16 protein-coding genes are annotated in these 17,371 nt (G+C 73.2%); 12 read left to right on the top strand and 4 right to left on the bottom strand.

Annotation, left to right across the window (positions count from 1 at the left end):
• Positions 1-13: 13 nt before the first annotated feature.
• The gene (gene corA, locus AC5677_RS08370; RefSeq protein ID WP_497194377.1) at positions 14-1,006 is read right to left on the bottom strand and encodes a magnesium/cobalt transporter CorA; all 993 of its coding nucleotides are present in this window, start codon (positions 1,004-1,006) and stop codon (positions 14-16) included.
• Positions 1,007-1,065: 59 nt separating this feature from the next.
• On the opposite strand from corA, the gene AC5677_RS08365 reads away from it, so the two are divergent.
• The 4 genes from AC5677_RS08365 to mshC all read left to right on the top strand — a co-directional run bounded on the left by AC5677_RS08365 (position 1,066) and on the right by mshC (position 4,776).
• Positions 1,066-1,764, top strand: a complete 699-nt coding sequence (locus AC5677_RS08365) for a histidine phosphatase family protein (protein ID WP_497194376.1) — start codon at positions 1,066-1,068, stop codon at positions 1,762-1,764.
• 122 nt (positions 1,765-1,886) lie between these two features.
• On the top strand, positions 1,887-2,477 hold the full coding sequence (locus AC5677_RS08360; RefSeq protein ID WP_497194375.1) for a DUF3090 domain-containing protein: 591 nt from the start codon (positions 1,887-1,889) through the stop codon (positions 2,475-2,477).
• A 5-nt stretch (positions 2,478-2,482) separates the two neighbouring features.
• Positions 2,483-3,424: an SCO1664 family protein gene (locus AC5677_RS08355; RefSeq protein WP_497196543.1), complete on the top strand. Its 942-nt coding sequence runs from the start codon at positions 2,483-2,485 to the stop codon at positions 3,422-3,424.
• Between the two features lie 122 nt (positions 3,425-3,546).
• Complete coding sequence (gene mshC / locus AC5677_RS08350; protein ID WP_497194374.1) at positions 3,547-4,776, top strand: cysteine--1-D-myo-inosityl 2-amino-2-deoxy-alpha-D-glucopyranoside ligase; 1,230 nt, start codon at positions 3,547-3,549, stop codon at positions 4,774-4,776.
• Between the two features lie 227 nt (positions 4,777-5,003).
• Here the strand turns inward: mshC and AC5677_RS08345 are convergent, their stop codons facing one another.
• Entirely contained in the window at positions 5,004-6,059 is a 1,056-nt protein-coding gene (locus tag AC5677_RS08345; RefSeq protein WP_497194373.1) for a PAC2 family protein, read from the bottom strand.
• Positions 6,060-6,450: 391 nt separating this feature from the next.
• Between AC5677_RS08345 and AC5677_RS08340 the strand changes: the two genes are divergently transcribed.
• From AC5677_RS08340 to AC5677_RS08305, 8 genes are all read left to right on the top strand, one after another.
• The gene (locus AC5677_RS08340) at positions 6,451-7,782 is read left to right on the top strand and encodes an enolase C-terminal domain-like protein (protein WP_497194372.1); all 1,332 of its coding nucleotides are present in this window, start codon (positions 6,451-6,453) and stop codon (positions 7,780-7,782) included.
• A complete protein-coding gene (locus AC5677_RS08335) occupies positions 7,779-8,567 on the top strand; it encodes an SDR family NAD(P)-dependent oxidoreductase (protein ID WP_497194371.1) in 789 nt (262 codons plus the stop codon). Before AC5677_RS08340 ends, AC5677_RS08335 begins: the two co-directional genes overlap by 4 nt.
• 51 nt (positions 8,568-8,618) lie before the next feature.
• A complete protein-coding gene (locus AC5677_RS08330; protein ID WP_497194370.1) occupies positions 8,619-9,650 on the top strand; it encodes a sugar ABC transporter substrate-binding protein in 1,032 nt (343 codons plus the stop codon).
• A 5-nt stretch (positions 9,651-9,655) separates the two neighbouring features.
• Positions 9,656-11,284: a sugar ABC transporter ATP-binding protein gene (locus AC5677_RS08325; protein ID WP_497194369.1), complete on the top strand. Its 1,629-nt coding sequence runs from the start codon at positions 9,656-9,658 to the stop codon at positions 11,282-11,284.
• Entirely contained in the window at positions 11,281-12,330 is a 1,050-nt protein-coding gene (locus AC5677_RS08320) for an ABC transporter permease (protein ID WP_497194368.1), read from the top strand. Before AC5677_RS08325 ends, AC5677_RS08320 begins: the two co-directional genes overlap by 4 nt.
• A 13-nt stretch (positions 12,331-12,343) precedes the next feature.
• On the top strand, positions 12,344-13,354 hold the full coding sequence (locus AC5677_RS08315; protein ID WP_497194367.1) for an aldo/keto reductase: 1,011 nt from the start codon (positions 12,344-12,346) through the stop codon (positions 13,352-13,354).
• Positions 13,354-14,187, top strand: coding sequence for an amidohydrolase family protein (locus AC5677_RS08310; protein ID WP_497194366.1), 834 nt, complete (start codon positions 13,354-13,356; stop codon positions 14,185-14,187). Before AC5677_RS08315 ends, AC5677_RS08310 begins: the two co-directional genes overlap by 1 nt.
• A gap of 187 nt (positions 14,188-14,374) precedes the next feature.
• On the top strand, positions 14,375-15,163 hold the full coding sequence (locus AC5677_RS08305; RefSeq protein ID WP_497196542.1) for a 3-oxoacyl-ACP reductase family protein: 789 nt from the start codon (positions 14,375-14,377) through the stop codon (positions 15,161-15,163).
• A 196-nt stretch (positions 15,164-15,359) separates the two neighbouring features.
• On the opposite strand, the gene AC5677_RS08300 is transcribed toward AC5677_RS08305, so the two are convergent.
• Both AC5677_RS08300 and AC5677_RS08295 read right to left on the bottom strand, forming a co-directional pair.
• Positions 15,360-16,031, bottom strand: coding sequence for a FadR/GntR family transcriptional regulator (locus AC5677_RS08300; RefSeq protein WP_497194365.1), 672 nt, complete (start codon positions 16,029-16,031; stop codon positions 15,360-15,362).
• A gap of 117 nt (positions 16,032-16,148) precedes the next feature.
• On the bottom strand, positions 16,149-17,228 hold the full coding sequence (locus AC5677_RS08295) for a glycoside hydrolase family 18 protein (protein WP_497194364.1): 1,080 nt from the start codon (positions 17,226-17,228) through the stop codon (positions 16,149-16,151).
• Positions 17,229-17,371: the final 143 nt, after the last annotated feature.

Here is a 17,371-nt window from a genome sequence, read left to right as displayed (position 1 = left end):
CCGCACAGCCGTTTCACAGCCACCCGCGCCGCTTGAACAGCCGGAACAGCGACACCTCGATGACCACCATCAGCAACAGGATCGCCGGATAGCCGTAGCGCCACTGCAGCTCGGGCATCCACGCGAAATTCATGCCGTAGACGCCGGCGATCAGGGTGGGGACGGCCGCCAGCGCCGCCCACGACGAGATCTTGCGCATGTCGTCGTTCTGGCGGACGCCCATCTGGGCCAGATGCGCCGAGAGAATGTCCGAGAGCAGCCGGTCCAGGCCCTCCACCGACTCGTTGGCGCGGGTGAGATGGTCGTCCACATCGCGGAAGAACGGCCGGGCGTGTTCGTGCACGAACGGCACCCCGGGGTTCTGCAGGCGGGCCATCGGCTCCAGCAACGGGCCCGTGGCGCGCCGGAATTCCATGATCTCGCGCTTGAACGAGTAGATCTCGGCGGCGGTGTTCTTGGTGTCGCCGCGCACCGGCGCGAACACCTCGGCCTCCAGCCCTTCGAGATCCAGCTGGAGTTCGGCGGCGACCTCGATGTAGTGGTCGACCACGGCGTCGCTGACCGCGTAGAGCACCGCCGTCGGGCCGTGCCGCAGGATGTCCGGCTGGTGCTCCAGCCGCTTGCGCACCGCGGCCAGCGGGCTGGCCTCGCCGTGCCGGACGGTCACCACGAAGGAGTCACCGACGAACAGCATCAGCTCCGACGCCGTGATGGTGTCCGCGGTCACGTCGTAGGTGATCGGCTTCAGCACCAGGAAGAGCGAGTCGTCGTACACCTCGAGCTTGGGCCGCTGGTGGGCATTGAGGGCGTCCTCGATGGCCAGCGGGTGCAGCGCGAATTCGGAGGTGACCATGTCGAACTCTTCCTGCGTCGGCTCGTGCATGCCCAGCCAGAGGAAGGAGTGGCCCTCGGCCCGCGCCTCGTCGAGGGCGTGCCCGAAGTCGGCCGCGCAGTCGATCCGGCGGCCCTCCCGGTAGATGGCGCAATCCACGATCACATCTGGCATTCTCACCCGTCACCCGGCACCCTGCCAGGAATGGCCGCCGGGAACGTAGGGTGGCGGTCATGCCCACGCTGATCCTGGTGCGGCACGGCCGCTCCACCGCCAACACCTCCGGGGTGCTCGCCGGACGGCTGCCCGGCGTCGCCCTCGACGAGCGGGGCGTCGCCCAGGCCGCCGCGCTGCCCGCCCGGCTGGAGCGGATTCCGCTGGCCGCCGCCGTCTCCAGCCCGCTGCAGCGCTGCCAGGAGACGCTGCGGCCGCTGCTGGCCGCCCGCCCCGGTCTGCCGCTGCACACCGAGGACCGGATCAGCGAATGCGACTACGGGGACTGGGCGGGCCGCAAGCTCGCCGAGCTGAACGACGAGCCCCTGATGGAGGCCGTCCAGCGGCACCCGTCGTCGGCCGCCTTCCCCGGTGGCGAGTCGATGCGCGCCATGCAGGCCCGCGCGGTCGATGCCGTACGGGACTGGAACGCCCGCATCGAGGAGCGGCACGGCGCCGAGGCCGCCTATCTGATGTGCTCGCACGGCGACATCATCAAATCCCTCGTCGCGGACGCCCTCGGCATGCACCTCGACCTCTTCCAGCGGATCTCCGTCGAGCCCTGCTCGGTCACGGTCATCCGCTACACGCGGCTGCGGCCCTTCCTCGTACGCCTCGGCGACACCGGTGACTTCGCCTCGCTGGTGCCGCCCGAGGACGGCCCGGCGGCCGCCGAGGGCCGGGATGCCGCCCTGGGAGGCGGTGCGGGAGCACCGTGATCAGTCGGCGCAGTAGGGTGGTGCGACGGCGCTGCTCTGCCGTGCCCCTGTGAACCGCGCAGTGACCGCAGGACGCGCAGCGACCGCAGTGCCCCCGACGTCGAGCAAATCGGAGCAGGACGTTGTCCCGTCAGGTGTTCTTCTACGACGCGCCGGACCGCTTCGTGGCCGGCACGGTCGGGCTGCCCGGACGCCGGAGCTTCTTCCTCCAGGCGACCGCGGCCGGCCGCACCACCAGCGTCGCCCTGGAGAAGACCCAGGTCGCAGCCCTCGCCGAGCGGATCGATGAGCTGCTGGACGAGGTGGTGCGGCGCAGCGGCGGCAATGCCCCGGTGCCCGCCGTCTCGCCCGCCGAGCTGACCGACACCGCGCCGCTGGAATCGCCGGTCGAGGAGGAGTTCCGGGTCGGCACGATGGCGCTCGCCTGGGACGGCGAGGACCAGCGGATGATCGTCGAGGCGCAGGCGCTGGTCGAGCTGGAGGCCGAAAGCGACGAGGACCTCGCGGACGCCGAGGAGCGGCTCCTGCAGGACGACGAGAACGGCCCGCCGATGCTGCGGGTGCGCCTGACCGGCATGATGGCCAGGGCCTTCGCCAAGCGCGCCCTGGAAGTGGTCAACGCGGGCCGCCCGCCGTGCCCGCTGTGCAGTCTGCCGCTCGACCCGGAGGGACACGTATGTCCGCGCCAGAACGGATACCGACGGGACGCCTGAGCGCCATGGAGCCCGCCGTCGAACCCTCCGTGCCCGCGCCCGCGGATCCCCCGGCGAGCGCCGAGGAGCCCGCACACGCTCCTGCGGACCCCGCCCGGGACCGTGCGGACGGCAAGGACGGTACGGGCGGCCCGGACACCGCGGACGCCTTCCTCGCCGACGGCGAGCTGACCGTCCGCGGCCGGATCCGTGAGGCGTCCAACGCCGTGCTCTACTGCATCGTCGAACGCGACGGCCGCAGCGCCCCCGCGGTGTACAAGCCGGTGGCCGGTGAGCGTCCGCTGTGGGACTTCCCCGACGGCACGCTCGCCCAGCGCGAGGTCGCCGCCTACGAGATCTCCCGGGCCACCGGCTGGGACCTGATCCCCGCGACGGTGCTGCGGGACGGCCCGTACGGCACGGGCATGGTCCAGGAGTGGATCGAGCCGCCCGCCGGCGAGGGCGAGGGCGACGGTGACGAGGTGCCCGAGCTGCTGGCCCTGGTGGAGGACGACGAGCCGGGGCCGGGCTGGAAGGCGGTCGGGCGCGCGGACATCGGCGAGGGCCGCACGGCGCTGCTGGTGCACGCCGACCATCCGTGGCTGCGGCGGCTCGCCGTACTGGACGCGGTGATCAACAACGGTGACCGCAAGGGCGGGCATCTGCTGCCCGGCGCCGGCGGACGGCTCTTCGCGATCGACCACGGTGTCACCTTCAACGCCGAGGACAAGCTGCGCACCCTGCTGTGGGGCTGGGCGGGGGAGCCGCTGACCGAGGAGGCGCTGGAGGTCCTGCGGGGCCTTCAGGAGGCGCTGGCGGACGGCGCTCCGCTCGCCGCCCGACTGGCCGAACTGATCACGGATGCCGAGACCGAGGCGCTGCGGGAGCGGGTGGCGGCGCTGCTGCGCACCGGCAGGCACCCCGAGCCGAGCGGTGCCTGGCCCGCCATCCCCTGGCCCCCGGTCTGACCGGCGGCCGCAGCCACCAAGTGGCCTGAAGCACGCTTCGCCGCGGAACACAAGACCGCGAATTCGGCCAAGACCCCTGGTCCGGTTCGTATGTGGAACATGCATCCGGTTACGCTCAAGGCATGCATGCATGGCCCGCTTCTGAGGTCCCCGCCCTGCCTGGCCAGGGCCGCGACCTGAGGATCCACGACACCGCGACCGGCGGACGGGTGACCCTCGCCCCCGGTCCCGTCGCCCGTATCTATGTCTGCGGCATCACGCCGTACGACGCCACCCACATGGGGCACGCGGCGACCTACAACGCGTTCGACCTGGTTCAGCGCGTGTGGCTCGACACGAAGCGCCAGGTTCACTACGTGCAGAACGTCACCGACGTCGACGATCCGCTGCTGGAGCGGGCCGTGGCCACGGGCGACGACTGGACGGCGCTCGCCGAGCGCGAGACCGCCCTCTTCCGCGAGGACATGACGGCGCTGCGGATGCTGCCGCCCCGCCACTACATCGGCGCGGTCGAGGCGATACCGGGCATCGTCCCGCTGGTGGAGCGGCTGCGCGAGGCCGGTGCCGCCTACGAACTGGACGGCGACATCTACTTCTCCGTCGCCTCCGACGCGCACTTCGGTGAGGTCTCCGGGCTGGACGCCGCGGCGATGCGGCTGCTGTCCGCGGAGCGCGGCGGCGACCCGGAGCGCGAGGGCAAGAAGAACCCCCTCGACCCGATGCTGTGGATGGCCGCCCGCGACGGCGAGCCGAGCTGGGACGGCGGCTCGCTGGGCCGCGGCCGGCCCGGCTGGCACATCGAGTGCGTCGCCATCGCGCTGGAGCACCTCGGCATGGGCTTCGACGTCCAGGGCGGCGGCTCCGACCTCGCCTTCCCGCACCACGAGATGGGCGCCTCGCACGCCCAGGCGCTCACCGGCGAGTACCCGTTCGCCAAGGCGTACGTCCACGCCGGGATGGTCGCCCTCGATGGCGCGAAGATGTCCAAGTCCAAGGGCAATCTCGTCTTCGTGTCGAAGGTACGGCGCGACGGGACCGACCCGGCGGCCATCCGGCTGGCGCTGCTGGCGCATCACTACCGTGCCGACTGGGAGTGGACCGATGCGGTGCTGACCGAGGCCGTGGAGCGGCTGGGGCGCTGGCGTGCCGCGGTCTCCCGGCCCGACGGCCCGTCCGCCGATGCCCTCCTGGAAGAGATCCGTGCGGCGCTCGCCGACGACCTGGACTCCCCGGCCGCCCTCGCGGCCGTGGACCGCTGGGCCGCCGAGCAGGAATCCGCGGGGGGCACCGAGGAGGGTGCGCCCGGTCTGGTCTCGCGGGCGGTCGACGCGCTCCTCGGTGTGGCCCTGTGACGGCTGCCGCACGCTGACTCCCGTCCCTCAAGGGGCGCTTCCGCCGGGCGGCGGGGGCGCCCCTTCTTCCGTTTCTTCCGTACGGTCCGGTCGGCCGGCGAGGGCGTGCGCCAGGAGTCGGCGTTCCAGGGTCTGTCCGATGGGTCACCGGATCACCGTGCGGAAAGCGGCGATGGCCCCCAACTCCGTCCGATGGGAAAGGAGTTGGGGGCCATCGCCGGGCCCGGTCAGCTCTCGCTGTCCTCCGGGCCGGAGTCCGGCTCCGCGCCGTCGGACGGCTCCGTGCCGCCCTTGTCGTCCCCAGGCCGGGGGCCGCGCGGGTCCTTGTGTTCCCTGGGCAGCGGCCGCGGCGGCCGCGTACGGCCGCTGGTGGTGTCGCGGAGGAAGCCGTCGGCCAGTCCGCTCTCGCCGGCCACGCCCGGTCCGGCCTGGGGATCGCGGCGGCGCAGATAGCGCTCGAACTCGCGGGCGATGGCCTCACCGGAGGCCTCCGGCAGGTCGGCGGTGTCCCGGGCCTCCTCCAGCGACTGGACGTACTCGGCGACCTCGCTGTCCTCGGCGGCGAGCTGGTCGACGCCCAGCTGCCAGGCGCGCGCGTCCTCGCTCAGTTCGCCGAGCGGGATGCTGATGCCGAGCAGGTCCTCCAGGCGGTTGAGGAGCGCCAGGCTGGCCTTCGGGTTGGGCGGCTGGGAGACGTAGTGCGGCACCGCCGCCCACAGGCTCACCGCGGGGACGCCCGCGTGGGTGCAGGCTTCCTGGAGGATGCCGACGATGCCCGTGGGGCCCTCGTAGCGCGACTCCTCCAGGTCGAGCCGGGTCGCCAGATCCGCGTCGGAGGTGACGCCGCTGACCGGCACCGGCCGGGTGTGCGGGGTGTCGCCGAGCAGCGCGCCCAGCACCACCAGCATCTCCACGCCCAACTCATGGGCGAAGCCCAGGATTTCGTTGCAGAACGAGCGCCAGCGCATGCTCGGCTCGATGCCGCGGACCAGCACCAGGTCGCGGCGCCGCCCCTTGCCGCCCGCGTCCCCGACGCGGACGACGGAGAGCCGGGTCGTCGGCCACGTGATCTTGCGTACGCCGCCGTCCAGGAAGACGGTCGGGCGGTTCACCTGGAAGTCGTAGTAGTCCTCCGCGTCCAGCGCGGCGAAGACCTCGCCCTTCCATTCCCGGTCCAGGTGTGCGACCGCGGCGGAGGCGGCGTCGCCGGCGTCGTTCCAGCCTTCGAACGCGGCCACCATGACCGGGTCGATCAGCTCGGGAACCCCCTCGAGCTCGATCACCCAGCGCCTCCTTCCGACCGGTTGGGCCACCTCGCGGCGGCCACCGGTTGCCGTTCCATTGCGTGCGGTCTCCACACTACGGCGTCCGAGGCGTCCGCTCGCAGCCCCTGTGCGTGATTGGGTACTGATTCATCCGACCTGTTGCGGGGTTGTCTGCCGTTGATCGTTCTGCTTCCGTGCGCGGTTTCCGTATCGGGTTTCCGTATCGGGTTTCCGTACGGGGTCTGGACGCGGTCTCGGGCACGGGTCTATACATCGGATGACCCGGAAAGGTCCGATGTTCCGCTCCGACGTTTCGCTCTGATGTTCCGCTCCGACGTTCGAGGCCCGATGCGCCGCCGCACCACCGCGGTCCCCGGGCCGGTCTTCCGCGACATCCCAGGGGGCGCCCATGGCCGCGAGCAACACCGTCACCGAGCTGGAGGTCCACGACGTCCGCTTTCCCACCTCGGAGCAGCTCGACGGCTCGGACGCCATGAACCCCGACCCCGACTACTCCGCCGCCTACGCCGTGCTGCGCACCGACGGCGGGCCGCCGGGGCACGGCTTCTGCTTCACCATCGGGCGCGGCAACGAGGTCATGGCCGCCGCGATCCGGGCGCTGGCGCCGTATGTCACCGGCCGCCCGGCACCCGCCACCGCCGCGGACCTCGCCGCCCTGCACCGCGCGCTCACCCATGACTCCCAGCTGCGCTGGCTCGGCCCGGACAAGGGCGTGATGCAGATGGCGGCGGGCGCGGTCATCAACGCCGCATGGGATCTGGCGGCCTCCCGCGCGGGCCTGCCGGTCTGGGAGTTCCTCGCCGCGATGACCCCCGAGGACCTGGTCTCCCTCGTCGACTTCCGCTATCTGACCGACGTGCTGACGCCCGACGAGGCGCTGGCCCTCCTGCGCGCCGCCGAACCCGGCCGCGCCGAACGCGCCGCCCGCCTGCGGGCGGAGGGCTATCCCGCGTACACCACCTCGCCGGGCTGGCTCGGCTACGACGACGGCAAGCTGGTGCGGCTCGCGAAGGAGGCGGTGGCCGACGGCTTCGGGCAGATCAAGCTCAAGGTGGGCGCCGACCTCGCCGACGACACCCGCCGGATGCGGCTGGCCAGAGAGGCCGTCGGCCCCGGCGTACGGATCGCGGTGGACGCCAACCAGCGCTGGGGCGTGGCCGAGGCGGTCCGCTGGATGACCGCGCTGGCGCCGTTCACCCCGCACTGGATCGAGGAGCCGACCAGCCCGGACGACGTCCTGGGACATGCCGCGGTGCGCTCCGGGCAGCCCGTGAAGGTCGCCACCGGCGAGCATGTCGCCAACCGGATCGTCTTCAAGCAGCTGTTGCAGGCCGGCGCCGTGGACTTCGTCCAGATCGACGCGGCCCGGGTGGCCGGCGTCAACGAGAACCTCGCCGTCCTGCTGCTGGCCGCGAAGTACGGCGTGCCGGTCTGCCCGCACGCCGGGGGAGTGGGGCTGTGCGAGCTGGTGCAGCACCTCGCGATGTTCGACTACGTGGCGGTGTCCGGGAGTTGGGAGGACCGGGTCATCGAGTACGTCGACCATCTGCACGAGCACTTCACCGACCCCGTGGTCATCGAACGGGGCCGCTACCGCGCCCCGGCCGCGCCCGGCTTCTCGGCGCGGATGAAGCCCGCGTCGCTGGCCGCCCACCGCTTCCCCGACGGGCCGGTGTGGCGCGGCCGCCGGGAACGACACGAGCAGGAGGTCTCCGTATGAGCGACGGAAGGCAGCCCGCCGATTTCCAGGGCATGGCCGCCCTCGTCACCGGCGGCGGCTCCGGCATCGGCGCGGCCACCGCCGCCCTGCTGCTGGCGCGCGGCGCCAAGGTCGCCGTCCTGGACCGCGATCCGTCCGGCGCGCCCGCCGGGGCGGTCCGGGTGACGGCCGATGTCACCTCCGGCGCCGCCGTCCGCACCGCCGTCGACGACGCCGTACGGGAGCTGGGCGGCGCCCTGCACACCCTCGTCGGCAACGCCGGGATCGGCGCCGTCGGCACCGTCGAGGACAACGACGACGCGGAGTGGGGCCGGGTCCTGGACGTGAACGTCCTGGGGCTGGTGCGCGCCGCCCGCGCCGCGCTGCCCCATCTGCGCCGCAGCGCCGCCGCGGCCCCGGGCCGCGTCTCCATCACCCACACCTGCTCCATCGCCGCCACCGCCGGGCTGCCGCAGCGCGCGCTCTACAGCGCCAGCAAGGGCGCGGTCCTCTCGCTGACCCTGGCGATGGCCGCCGACCACGTCCGCGAGGGCATCCGGGTCAACTGCGTCAACCCCGGCACCGCCGACACCCCGTGGATCGGCCGCCTTCTGGACCGGGCGGACGATCCGGCCGCCGAGCGGGCCGCGCTCGGCGCCCGCCAGCCGATGGGGCGGCTGGTCACCGCGGGTGAAGTCGCCGCCGCCATCGCCCACTTGGCGTCCCCGGGCGCCTCCGCCGTCACCGGCACCGCGCTCGCCGTCGACGGCGGCATGCAGGGCCTGCGCCTGCGCCCCACCGTCTGAGGGCCGCCCCCGCCCCGTACCCCAGCCGCCCACCACGACCGAGGGACCACCATGAGACTGCGTACGACCGGCGCGGCGGCCTGTGCCGCACTGCTCGCCACCGCCGCGCTCGCCGGCTGCAACCGCGGCAGCGACGCCGCGGGCGGCAAGGTCGGCATCGACGTGCCCCGTACGGACACCGACTTCTGGAACTCCTACCAGCAGTACTTCGAAAAGGGCCTGGACCGCGGCGAGGTCCGGGCGCTGCCGCTGACCAACTCGCAGAACGACATCGCCAAGGTCGTCGCCAATGCGCAGGCGCTGACCGACCAGGGCGCCAAGGCGATCGTGATGGCGCCGCAGGACACCGGCGCCATCACCGCCGAACTCCGGCGCCTGGCGGAGCGGAACATCCCGGTGGTGAGCGTGGACACCCGCCCCGACGAGGGCAAGGTCTACATGGTCGTACGCGCCGACAACCGCGCGTACGGCGAGAAGTCCTGCGACTACCTCGGCCGTCGGCTCGGCGGCCGGGGACGGGTCGCCGAGCTCCAGGGCGACCTCAGCTCCATCAACGGGCGGGACCGCTCGCAGGCGTTCGCGTCCTGCATGAAGAAGAAGTTCCCGAAGATCACCGTGCATGAGCTGGCCACCGACTGGAAGGGCGAGGTCGCCTCCGCCAAGCTGCAGAGCCTGCTCGCCCAGCACAACGACCTCGACGGGATCTATCTGCAGGCCGGGGGCGCCTTCCTCCAGCCGACGCTGGCCCTGCTGCAGCAGCGGAAACTGCTCCGGCCCGCCGGGACCGAGGGCCACATCACCATCATCTCCAACGACGGCATACCGGACGAGCTGGCCGCGATCCGCGCCGGGAAGATCGACGCCACCCTCTCCCAGCCCGCGGACCTCTACGCCAAGTACGCCCTGTACTACGCCAGGGCGGCACTGGCGAAGAAGACCTTCCGGCCCGGTCCGACCGGCCACGGCTCCACCATCGTGAGGATCGGCAACGGCCTGGAGGACCAGCTGCCGGCGCCGCTGGTCACCAAGGCCAATGTCGACGACGCACGGCTGTGGGCCAACCAGCTCGCGAAGAAGAAGTAGCCGCCATGGAACCGGACATGGCGGAGCGGCCCGCGGTCCGCGCCTCGGGCATCGTCAAACGCTACGGGCCCACACTGGCCCTCGACGGCGCCGGGCTGACCGTACGGCCGGGGGAGGCGCATGCGCTCGTCGGCCGCAACGGCGCGGGGAAGTCCACCCTGGTGTCCGTACTGACCGGCATGCAGCGGCCGGACGCCGGCGAGGTCGGCTTCGGCGGCGCGCCGGCGCCCGGCTGGGGCGACACCGCCGCCTGGCGGCGCAAGGTCGCCTGCGTCTACCAGAAGTCGATGACCGTGCCGGAGCTGACCGTCGCGGAGAACCTCTACCTGGGCCGCCTCCCCGGCCGGCGCGCCATCCGGTGGCGGGCGCTGCGCGAGCGGGCCCGCGAGCTGCTGGCCGCCTACGGCGTCGACGTCGATCCGGCCGCCCGCATCAAGGAACTGGGCGTCGAACAACGGCAGTTCGTGGAGATCGCCCGTGCGCTCTCCTTCGGCGCCCGCTTGATCGTCCTCGACGAGCCCACCGCCCGGCTGGACGCGGCCGGTATCGCCCGGCTCTTCACCAAGCTGCGCGCGCTGCGTGCCCAGGGGGTGGCCTTCGTGTTCATCTCGCATCATCTCCAGGAGGTCTACGAGCTGTGTGACACCGTCACCGTCCTGCGCGACGCCCGGCAGGTGCTGACCGCGCCCGTCCGGGGGCTCGCCGAGGACGAGCTGGTGGCGGCGATGACGGGGGAGGCGGCGGGCGGGGCGCGGCGGCGGGTGCGGGCGGCGGCCGGCGCGGCGGCGCGCACGGCGGGGGAGCCGGTGCTGCGCGCTCAGGGGCTGGCGCTGGAGGGGCACTTCGCGCCGCTCGATCTGACCGTGCACGCCGGTGAGGTGGTCGGCCTCGCGGGCGCCACCTCGAGCGGGACCACCGTGATCGGCGAGACGCTGGCGGGGCTGCGCGCCCCGGACGGCGGGCGGATCACGGTGCGCGGGCGGCCGGTCGCGACGGGCAGCGTGCCGCGCGCCCTCGACGCGGGCATCGGCTACGTCCCCGAGGACCGGCACCGCGAGGGGCTCGTCCCGGGCCGCAGCGTCGCCGAGAACGCCACGCTGACGGTCGCCGGCCAACTGGGGCCGATGGGGACCGTACTGCCCTCCAGGACCCGCGAGTTCGCCCGGCGGATGATCGCGTCGCTGGACATCGCGACGACCGGGCCCGGCCAGCCGGTGTCCGGGCTCTCCGGCGGCAATCAGCAGAAGGTCGTGATCGCCCGTGCACTGGCCCGCGAGCCGAGCGTGCTGGTCGCCGTACGTCCGACGAACGGGGTGGACATCAAGGCGAAGGAGGCGCTGCTGGGGGTCGTACGGGAGGTCGCGGACGGCGGCAGCGGCGCCGTGATCGTCTCCGACGAGCTGGACGATCTGCGGGTCTGCGACCGGGTGCTGGCGTTCTTCCACGGCCGGGTCGTCGCCGAGTTCGGCAGCGGCCGGCGGGACGGCGACCTGGTCGCCGCCATGGAGGGGGTGGGCTGCGCCGGGTCCCCGGGCGCGGGAGGCGGAGGCAGGCAGGACGAGCGGGACGAGCAGGACGAGCGAGGCACAGAAGGCGAGCAAGGAACGGACGGCACGGAGGGAGCCGCGTCATGACCGGGACCGCAGCGACGAGGAAGGCCCCGCCCTCGGCGGCCGAGGCGGTGGAGACGCCGCCGGTGCGCGGCCGGCCCCGGATCGGTCCGGCCCGCTGGCGGGACTTCTCCCTGGTGCCGGTGATCTTCGTGCTGGGTGTCATCGGTTTCATCGTCTCGCCCGCCTTCCTCACCCAGGACAACCTCATCGGCGTCGTCCAGCAGTCCACGGAACTGGGCCTGCTGGTGCTCGGTGAGGCGCTCGTCCTGATCAGCGGGCGGATGGATCTGTCGCTGGAGTCGACCATCGGGCTGGCGCCGGTGGTCGCCCTGTGGCTGGTGCTGCCCGCGCACGGCGCCCGTTTCGCCGGTCTGGAGCTGTTCCCGGCCTGGACGGCGATCCCGCTCTGTCTGGCCGTCGGGGCCGCGGTCGGCGCCGCCAACGGCTTCCTCATCCTCACCCTGCGGGTCAACGGCTTCATCGCCACCCTGGGCATGCTCACCATGCTGCGCGGCCTCCAGGTGGGCCTCTCCGAGGGCCGCTCCATCGGCGATGTCCCCGAGTCGTTCGCCTATCTGGGCCAGGCGGCCTGGTTCGGCGTGCCGGCCGCCGTCTGGATCTGCCTGGCCCTCTTCGCGCTCGGCGGCGTGGTCCTGGGGTATTTCCGGCACGGCCGGGCGCTGTACGCCATCGGCGGCAACCCGGAGGCGGCCCGCGCGGCCGGGATACGGGTGGACCGCATCACCTGGACCGTGCTGACCGTCGGCGGGGTGCTCGCCGCCTTCGCGGGCATCCTCTACACCGGTCACTACGGCGCGGTGTCCGCCTCCCAGGGCAACGGCTGGATCTTCCAGGTCTTCGCGGCCGCGGTGATCGGCGGAATCGGCCTCAAGGGCGGCCGCGGCACCCTCTTCGGGGCGCTCACCGGTGTCCTCACGCTGCAACTGGTCATCAACGTGATGACACTGGGCGGAGTGCCGCCGCTGTGGACGCAGTTCCTCAACGGCATGATCATCATCATCGCGCTGGTCATCTCCCGCTTCACCAGCGGCGAGAAGCAGGACTGAGAGGCCCCGCGCCATGCCGCATCCGCCCGGCGCGGCCCGGGAGCTGGGGCGTACGGGAGTCACCGTCCCGCCCCTGGGCCTGGGCTGCGCGCCGCTCGGCAACCTCTACCGCGCCGTCCCCGAGGAGCGCGCGCAGGAGGTCGTCCGGGCCGCCTTCGCCACCGGCGCAGGCCATTTCGACACCGCCCCGCACTACGGCCTCGGCCTGTCGGAGGAACGCCTGGGCCGGGCGCTGCGCGGCCGCCGTCGCGGCTCCTACACCCTCTCCACCAAGGTCGGCCGCCGGCTGCGTCCGCTCGCGCCGGGGGAGGCGGTGGACGGCCAGGGCTTCGTGGAGACCCCCGCCCGCGCGCGGGTATGGGACTTCACCCGCGACGGTATCCGCGCCACCCTCGAGGCGTCGCTGGAACGGCTCGGCGTGGACGCGGTCGACATCGTTTATCTCCATGACGTCGAGGACCACCTCCCCGAGGTCCGCGCCACCGGCTTCCCGGCGCTGGCCGAGCTGCGCGACCAGAAGATGGTGCGCGCCATCGGCTTCGGCATGAACCACAGCGGCGTCCTGGCCCGCCTGGTGGGCGACCTCGACGTCGATGCCGTCCTGTGCGCGGGCCGCTGGACCCTCCTGGAGCGCACCGCCTTCGACGACCTCCTGCCGGTGTGCGAGCGGCGCGGCACCTCGGTGGTGGTCGGCGGGGTCTACAACTCCGGTCTGCTGGCCGATCCGTCGCCCGGCGCCCCGTACAACTACGCTCCCGCGCCCGCCGCCCTACTGGATCGGGCCCGTCAACTTGCGGCCGTCTGCGCCGAGTTCGACGTCCCGCTGAAGGCCGCCGCGCTGCGCTTCCCGTTCGGGCACCCCGCCGTCGTCTCGGCCGTCGTCGGCGCCGCCTCCCCCGAGGAGGCCGCCGAGAACGCCACACTGTTCGCCCGGGACATTCCCGACGGGCTCTGGCGCGCCCTCGTCGCCCGTGGCCTGCTCGACCCGGACCTGCCGCTGCCCCTCACCGCCCCGGGAGCCTGATGCGTATCGACGCCCACCACCACCTGTGGGATCTGACCCGACGCGACCAGCCGTGGATGGACGGGCCCTGGGCCGACCCGATCCGCCGCAGCTACGCGCTGCCCGACCTCACCCCGCAGCTGGCCGCGCACGGCGTGGCGGGCACCGTTCTCGTCCAGTCCTCGGCCTCCTATGAGGAGACCGCCGAACTGCTCGCGGTCGCCGCCGGGGACGCCCCGGTGCTCGGCGTCGTTGGCTGGGCCGACCTCACCGATCCCGGGCTCGCCGACGTCCTCGCGGCGCCGCCCCGCGCACTGGTGGGCATCCGCCATCAGGTGCAGGACGAGCCGGACCCGGACTGGCTCATCCGCCCCGAGGTCCTGCGCGGCCTGGCCGTGCTCGCCGACGCGGGCCTGGTCTACGACCTCCTGGTCACCCCGCGCGAACTCCCCGCCGCACGGGCCGCCGTACGCGCCCTACCGGCGCTGTCCTTCGTCCTCGACCACGCCGGCAAACCCGCGGTCGCCCAGGGCGCATGGCAGCCCTGGGCCGATGAGATCACCGCCCTCGCCCACCATCCGAACGTCAGCTGCAAGCTCTCCGGACTGGTCACCGAGGCCGACTGGGCCGCCTGGCGCCCGCAGCAGATCCTCCCCTACGCCCGCCATGTCCTCGACGCCTTCGGCCCCGACCGGCTGCTCTTCGGCTCCGACTGGCCGGTGTGCACCCTGGCCGCCGACTACGACGACGTTCTCGCCCTCGCGGAGTCCGCCACCGGCCGGCTCACCGCGGCCGAGCGAGCGGCCGTGTTCGGCGGGACGGCGGGGCGGGTGTACGGGATCGGGGCGCCGTAGCCGGGCGGTGCCGCACGGCGTTGCGGGCCGTCGGGTCGCCGTCCGGATTCCGCCAGCTTCGGATCCGGCCGCGCCGGAGGATCGAGTCGTACCAAGAAGGGGCGCTCCCCGCCGCGGGCCACCGGGCCCACGGGTGCCGGCGGCTTCAGCGCCCCCACGAATCGATACGAAGGTGACGGTGAGGACGATGGCGGCCGATGTGATGACGGTGACGGCGGCGGCGACGGAGGGCGGCGGCCGGCCGCTCACCGGCAAGGTGGCGCTGGTGACCGGCGGCAGCCGGGGGATCGGCGAGGCGATCGCGCTGCGGCTGGCCGCCGACGGGGCGGCCGTGGCCCTGACGTACGTGAGCCGGGAGGACCGGGCCGAACAGGTCGTCAAGGAGATCGAGCGGTCCGGCGGGCAGGCCTGGGCGGTACGGGCCGACAGCGGTGAGGCGGAGGAGGTGTGGGCCTCGGTGGCCGGCGCCGTCGAGCGGTTCGGACGGCTGGACATCCTGGTGAACAACGCGGGCGTCGGGGTGCTCGGGCCGTTCGAAGGGCTCTCCCTGGAGGATGTCGACCGGGTGCTGCGCACCAACGTCCGGGCGCCGTTCCTGGCGGCGCAGGCCGCGGCCGCGCATCTGACCGAGGGCGGGCGGATCATCTCCATCGGCAGCTGCATGGCCGAGCGGGTCGCCTTCCCCGGCGGCACCCTCTACGCCACGAGCAAGGCTGCGCTCACCGGCCTGACCAGGACCCTGGCCAAGGAGCTGGGTCCGCGCGGCATCACCGCGAACCTCGTGCACCCGGGCCCCATCGACACCGAGATGAACCCGGCCGACGGTGACAGCGCGGAGCTGCAGGCCGGACTGACCGCACTGGGCGCCTACGGCCGGGCGGCGGACGTGGCGGCGACCGTGGCCCATCTCGCGGGCGAGGGCGGGCGCTACATCACGGGTGCGTCGATCGCGGTGGACGGCGGATTCGCGATCTGACGCGGCGGGTCCGCGGTCCGGGCGGCCCCGCGGTCCGGGCGGGCGGCGGCCGAGGGCACGCGGGCTCCGTCACGGCGCCGGCGGGGCGGGGCGGGGCGGGCGCAGCGACGCGGCGGAACCGCGGCGTGCGCCCGTGCCCGTCTGCCCGTGCCCGTCTGCCCGTGCCCGTCTGCCCGCGCCCGTCTGCCCGTGCCCGTCACAGCGACGCGCGCAGCCACTGCTCCACGCTGGCGATGTGCACCGTCGCCCAGGACCGCGCCGCCTCCGCGTCCCGGTCGCGCAGTGCGCCGAGGATCGCGCGGTGCTCGGTGAGGGTGCGCCGCACCGCGTCCTTCTGCGTCAGGCCGCGCCAGATCCGGGCCCGGGTGGTGGGGCCGGACAGGCCGTCCAGCAGGGAGCAGAGCACGGAATTGCCGGACGCGGCGACGATCCCGCGGTGGAACTCCAGGTCGCCGGCGACCAGGTCCTCGACGGACGGCTCCGCGCCCAGCGCGTCCAACTGGCGCTCCAGGGCGTCCAGTTCCACCGTGGCTATCCGGCCGGCCGCCATCGCCGTCGCGGCCGGCTCCAGGATCCGGCGGACGGCGAGGAACTCCAGCACGGTGTCATCGCGGTGGAAGTCCACCACAAAACTCATGGCCTCGAGCAGGAGTTGCGGGTCGAGACTGGTGACGTAGGTGCCGTCGCCCTGGCGGACGTCCAGGATCCGGATCAGCGAGAGCGCGCGCACCGCCTCGCGCAGCGAGTTGCGGGACAGGCCGAGCTCGGCCGCCAGCTCGCTCTCCTTCGGCAGCCGGTCGCCCGGCCGCAGCGCACCGGAGACGATCATGCCCTTGATCTTCTCGATGGCCTCGTCGGTGACCGCCATGGCCGCCCTCCCCGCCGGGACCCGCCCGGATGGTGTCGCTCCGGATACCGTCGCCTCGCCCGGATGTCCAAGAGGCCGCAGCCGACAGCGCCGACCAGACATCCGATGTCTGGGTCATTATGACCCCTGACGCCTTCCCCAGCCGCTCCCGTACGCCGACCAGTCCTCCTCCGTGGCCGCGAAGTCGACATACAGCGCCGTGCCGAACTGCTGCCGGCCCCGGTCCTCGCGGGTCAGCCCCAGCCGCACACCCCGCACCGCGGCGCGTACCGTCTCCGCCGAGGCGTGGTGGCCCATGTCGTCGGTGTGGAAGAAGGGCAGCCCCATCAGCAGGTCCGTGCGCTCCGGCGTCGCCTCCAGCGCCAGCCGGGTCTGCTGGGCCACATAGCCGCCGTACAGGCTCTCGGCCGGCAGCGCCGTGTCGTACGACATCAGCGCGATCTGATCGACCCGGCGGGCGACCTGCCCGAAGAAGCGCTGGGATATCCACTTGCGATGGCCCGTCACGGCGTTGCTGACCGTGTGGAGATGGGGCAGGGGATCTATCTGGTGGACGGCGACGGAGAGGATCCCGCCCCGCGCCCGGACCGCGGGGGCGAGCCTGTCCAGCAGCCGCAGATAGTCGGGGTTGTCGGAGTGCAGCGGCTCGACGTCCAGATGCACTCCGGCGAAGCCGTCCGCCAGGACCTGCCGGGCGCTCGCCACGATCGCCTTCCGGGCCCCGGCGTCCGACAGCCGCAGCCCGCCGCGCTCACCCGGCGCGTACACCAGCCGGTCGCCCAGCCAGGCGTGCACCCTGACCCGGGGCAGCTCGCGGTGCACCGCGGCGATCAGCCACCGCGCCCGAGGGTAGGCCTTGCGGGCCGGCGGCAGCGTGCCGTCGTGCTCCAACGGCCCGGCGTGGACGTACAGATCGCGGATGCCCGTGCCCTCCAGGCGGCGCCGCAGCGCCGTCACGTCGGAAGCGTCGCGCCGCCCGTCCACCCAGGCATGGCCGAGCCAGAGCGCATCACGGCCGCGGGTGGTGGCGTCGGGCGCGACCTCCCCCGCGTACCCGGCCCGCAGCGCCGCGGCCGCCACCGTCACCGGCAGCACGAGCAGCACGGCCACCAGCCAGGACAGCCACTTCGCCGTACGCCGCAGCGTCCACTTCCCCGTACCCGATTTCCCCGTACCCCGCAGACTCCACCGAGCCATCACAATCCCCCCGTTGATCCGTTTCGGTGACCATCATCGCAGCCGTCACTGACAGTGACCATCCCGGCCGTCGGCCTGTGGAAAACGGCCTGTGGGCAACGGCGGACGGGTGTGGCGGCGGACGGGGGAGGCGGGGGCAGGGC

It is taken from the genome of Streptomyces sp. JLSY215, assembly GCF_059682825.1.
The sequence above is the reverse complement of the archived record's forward strand: the minus strand, read 5'-3'. Positions and strand labels throughout refer to the sequence as shown.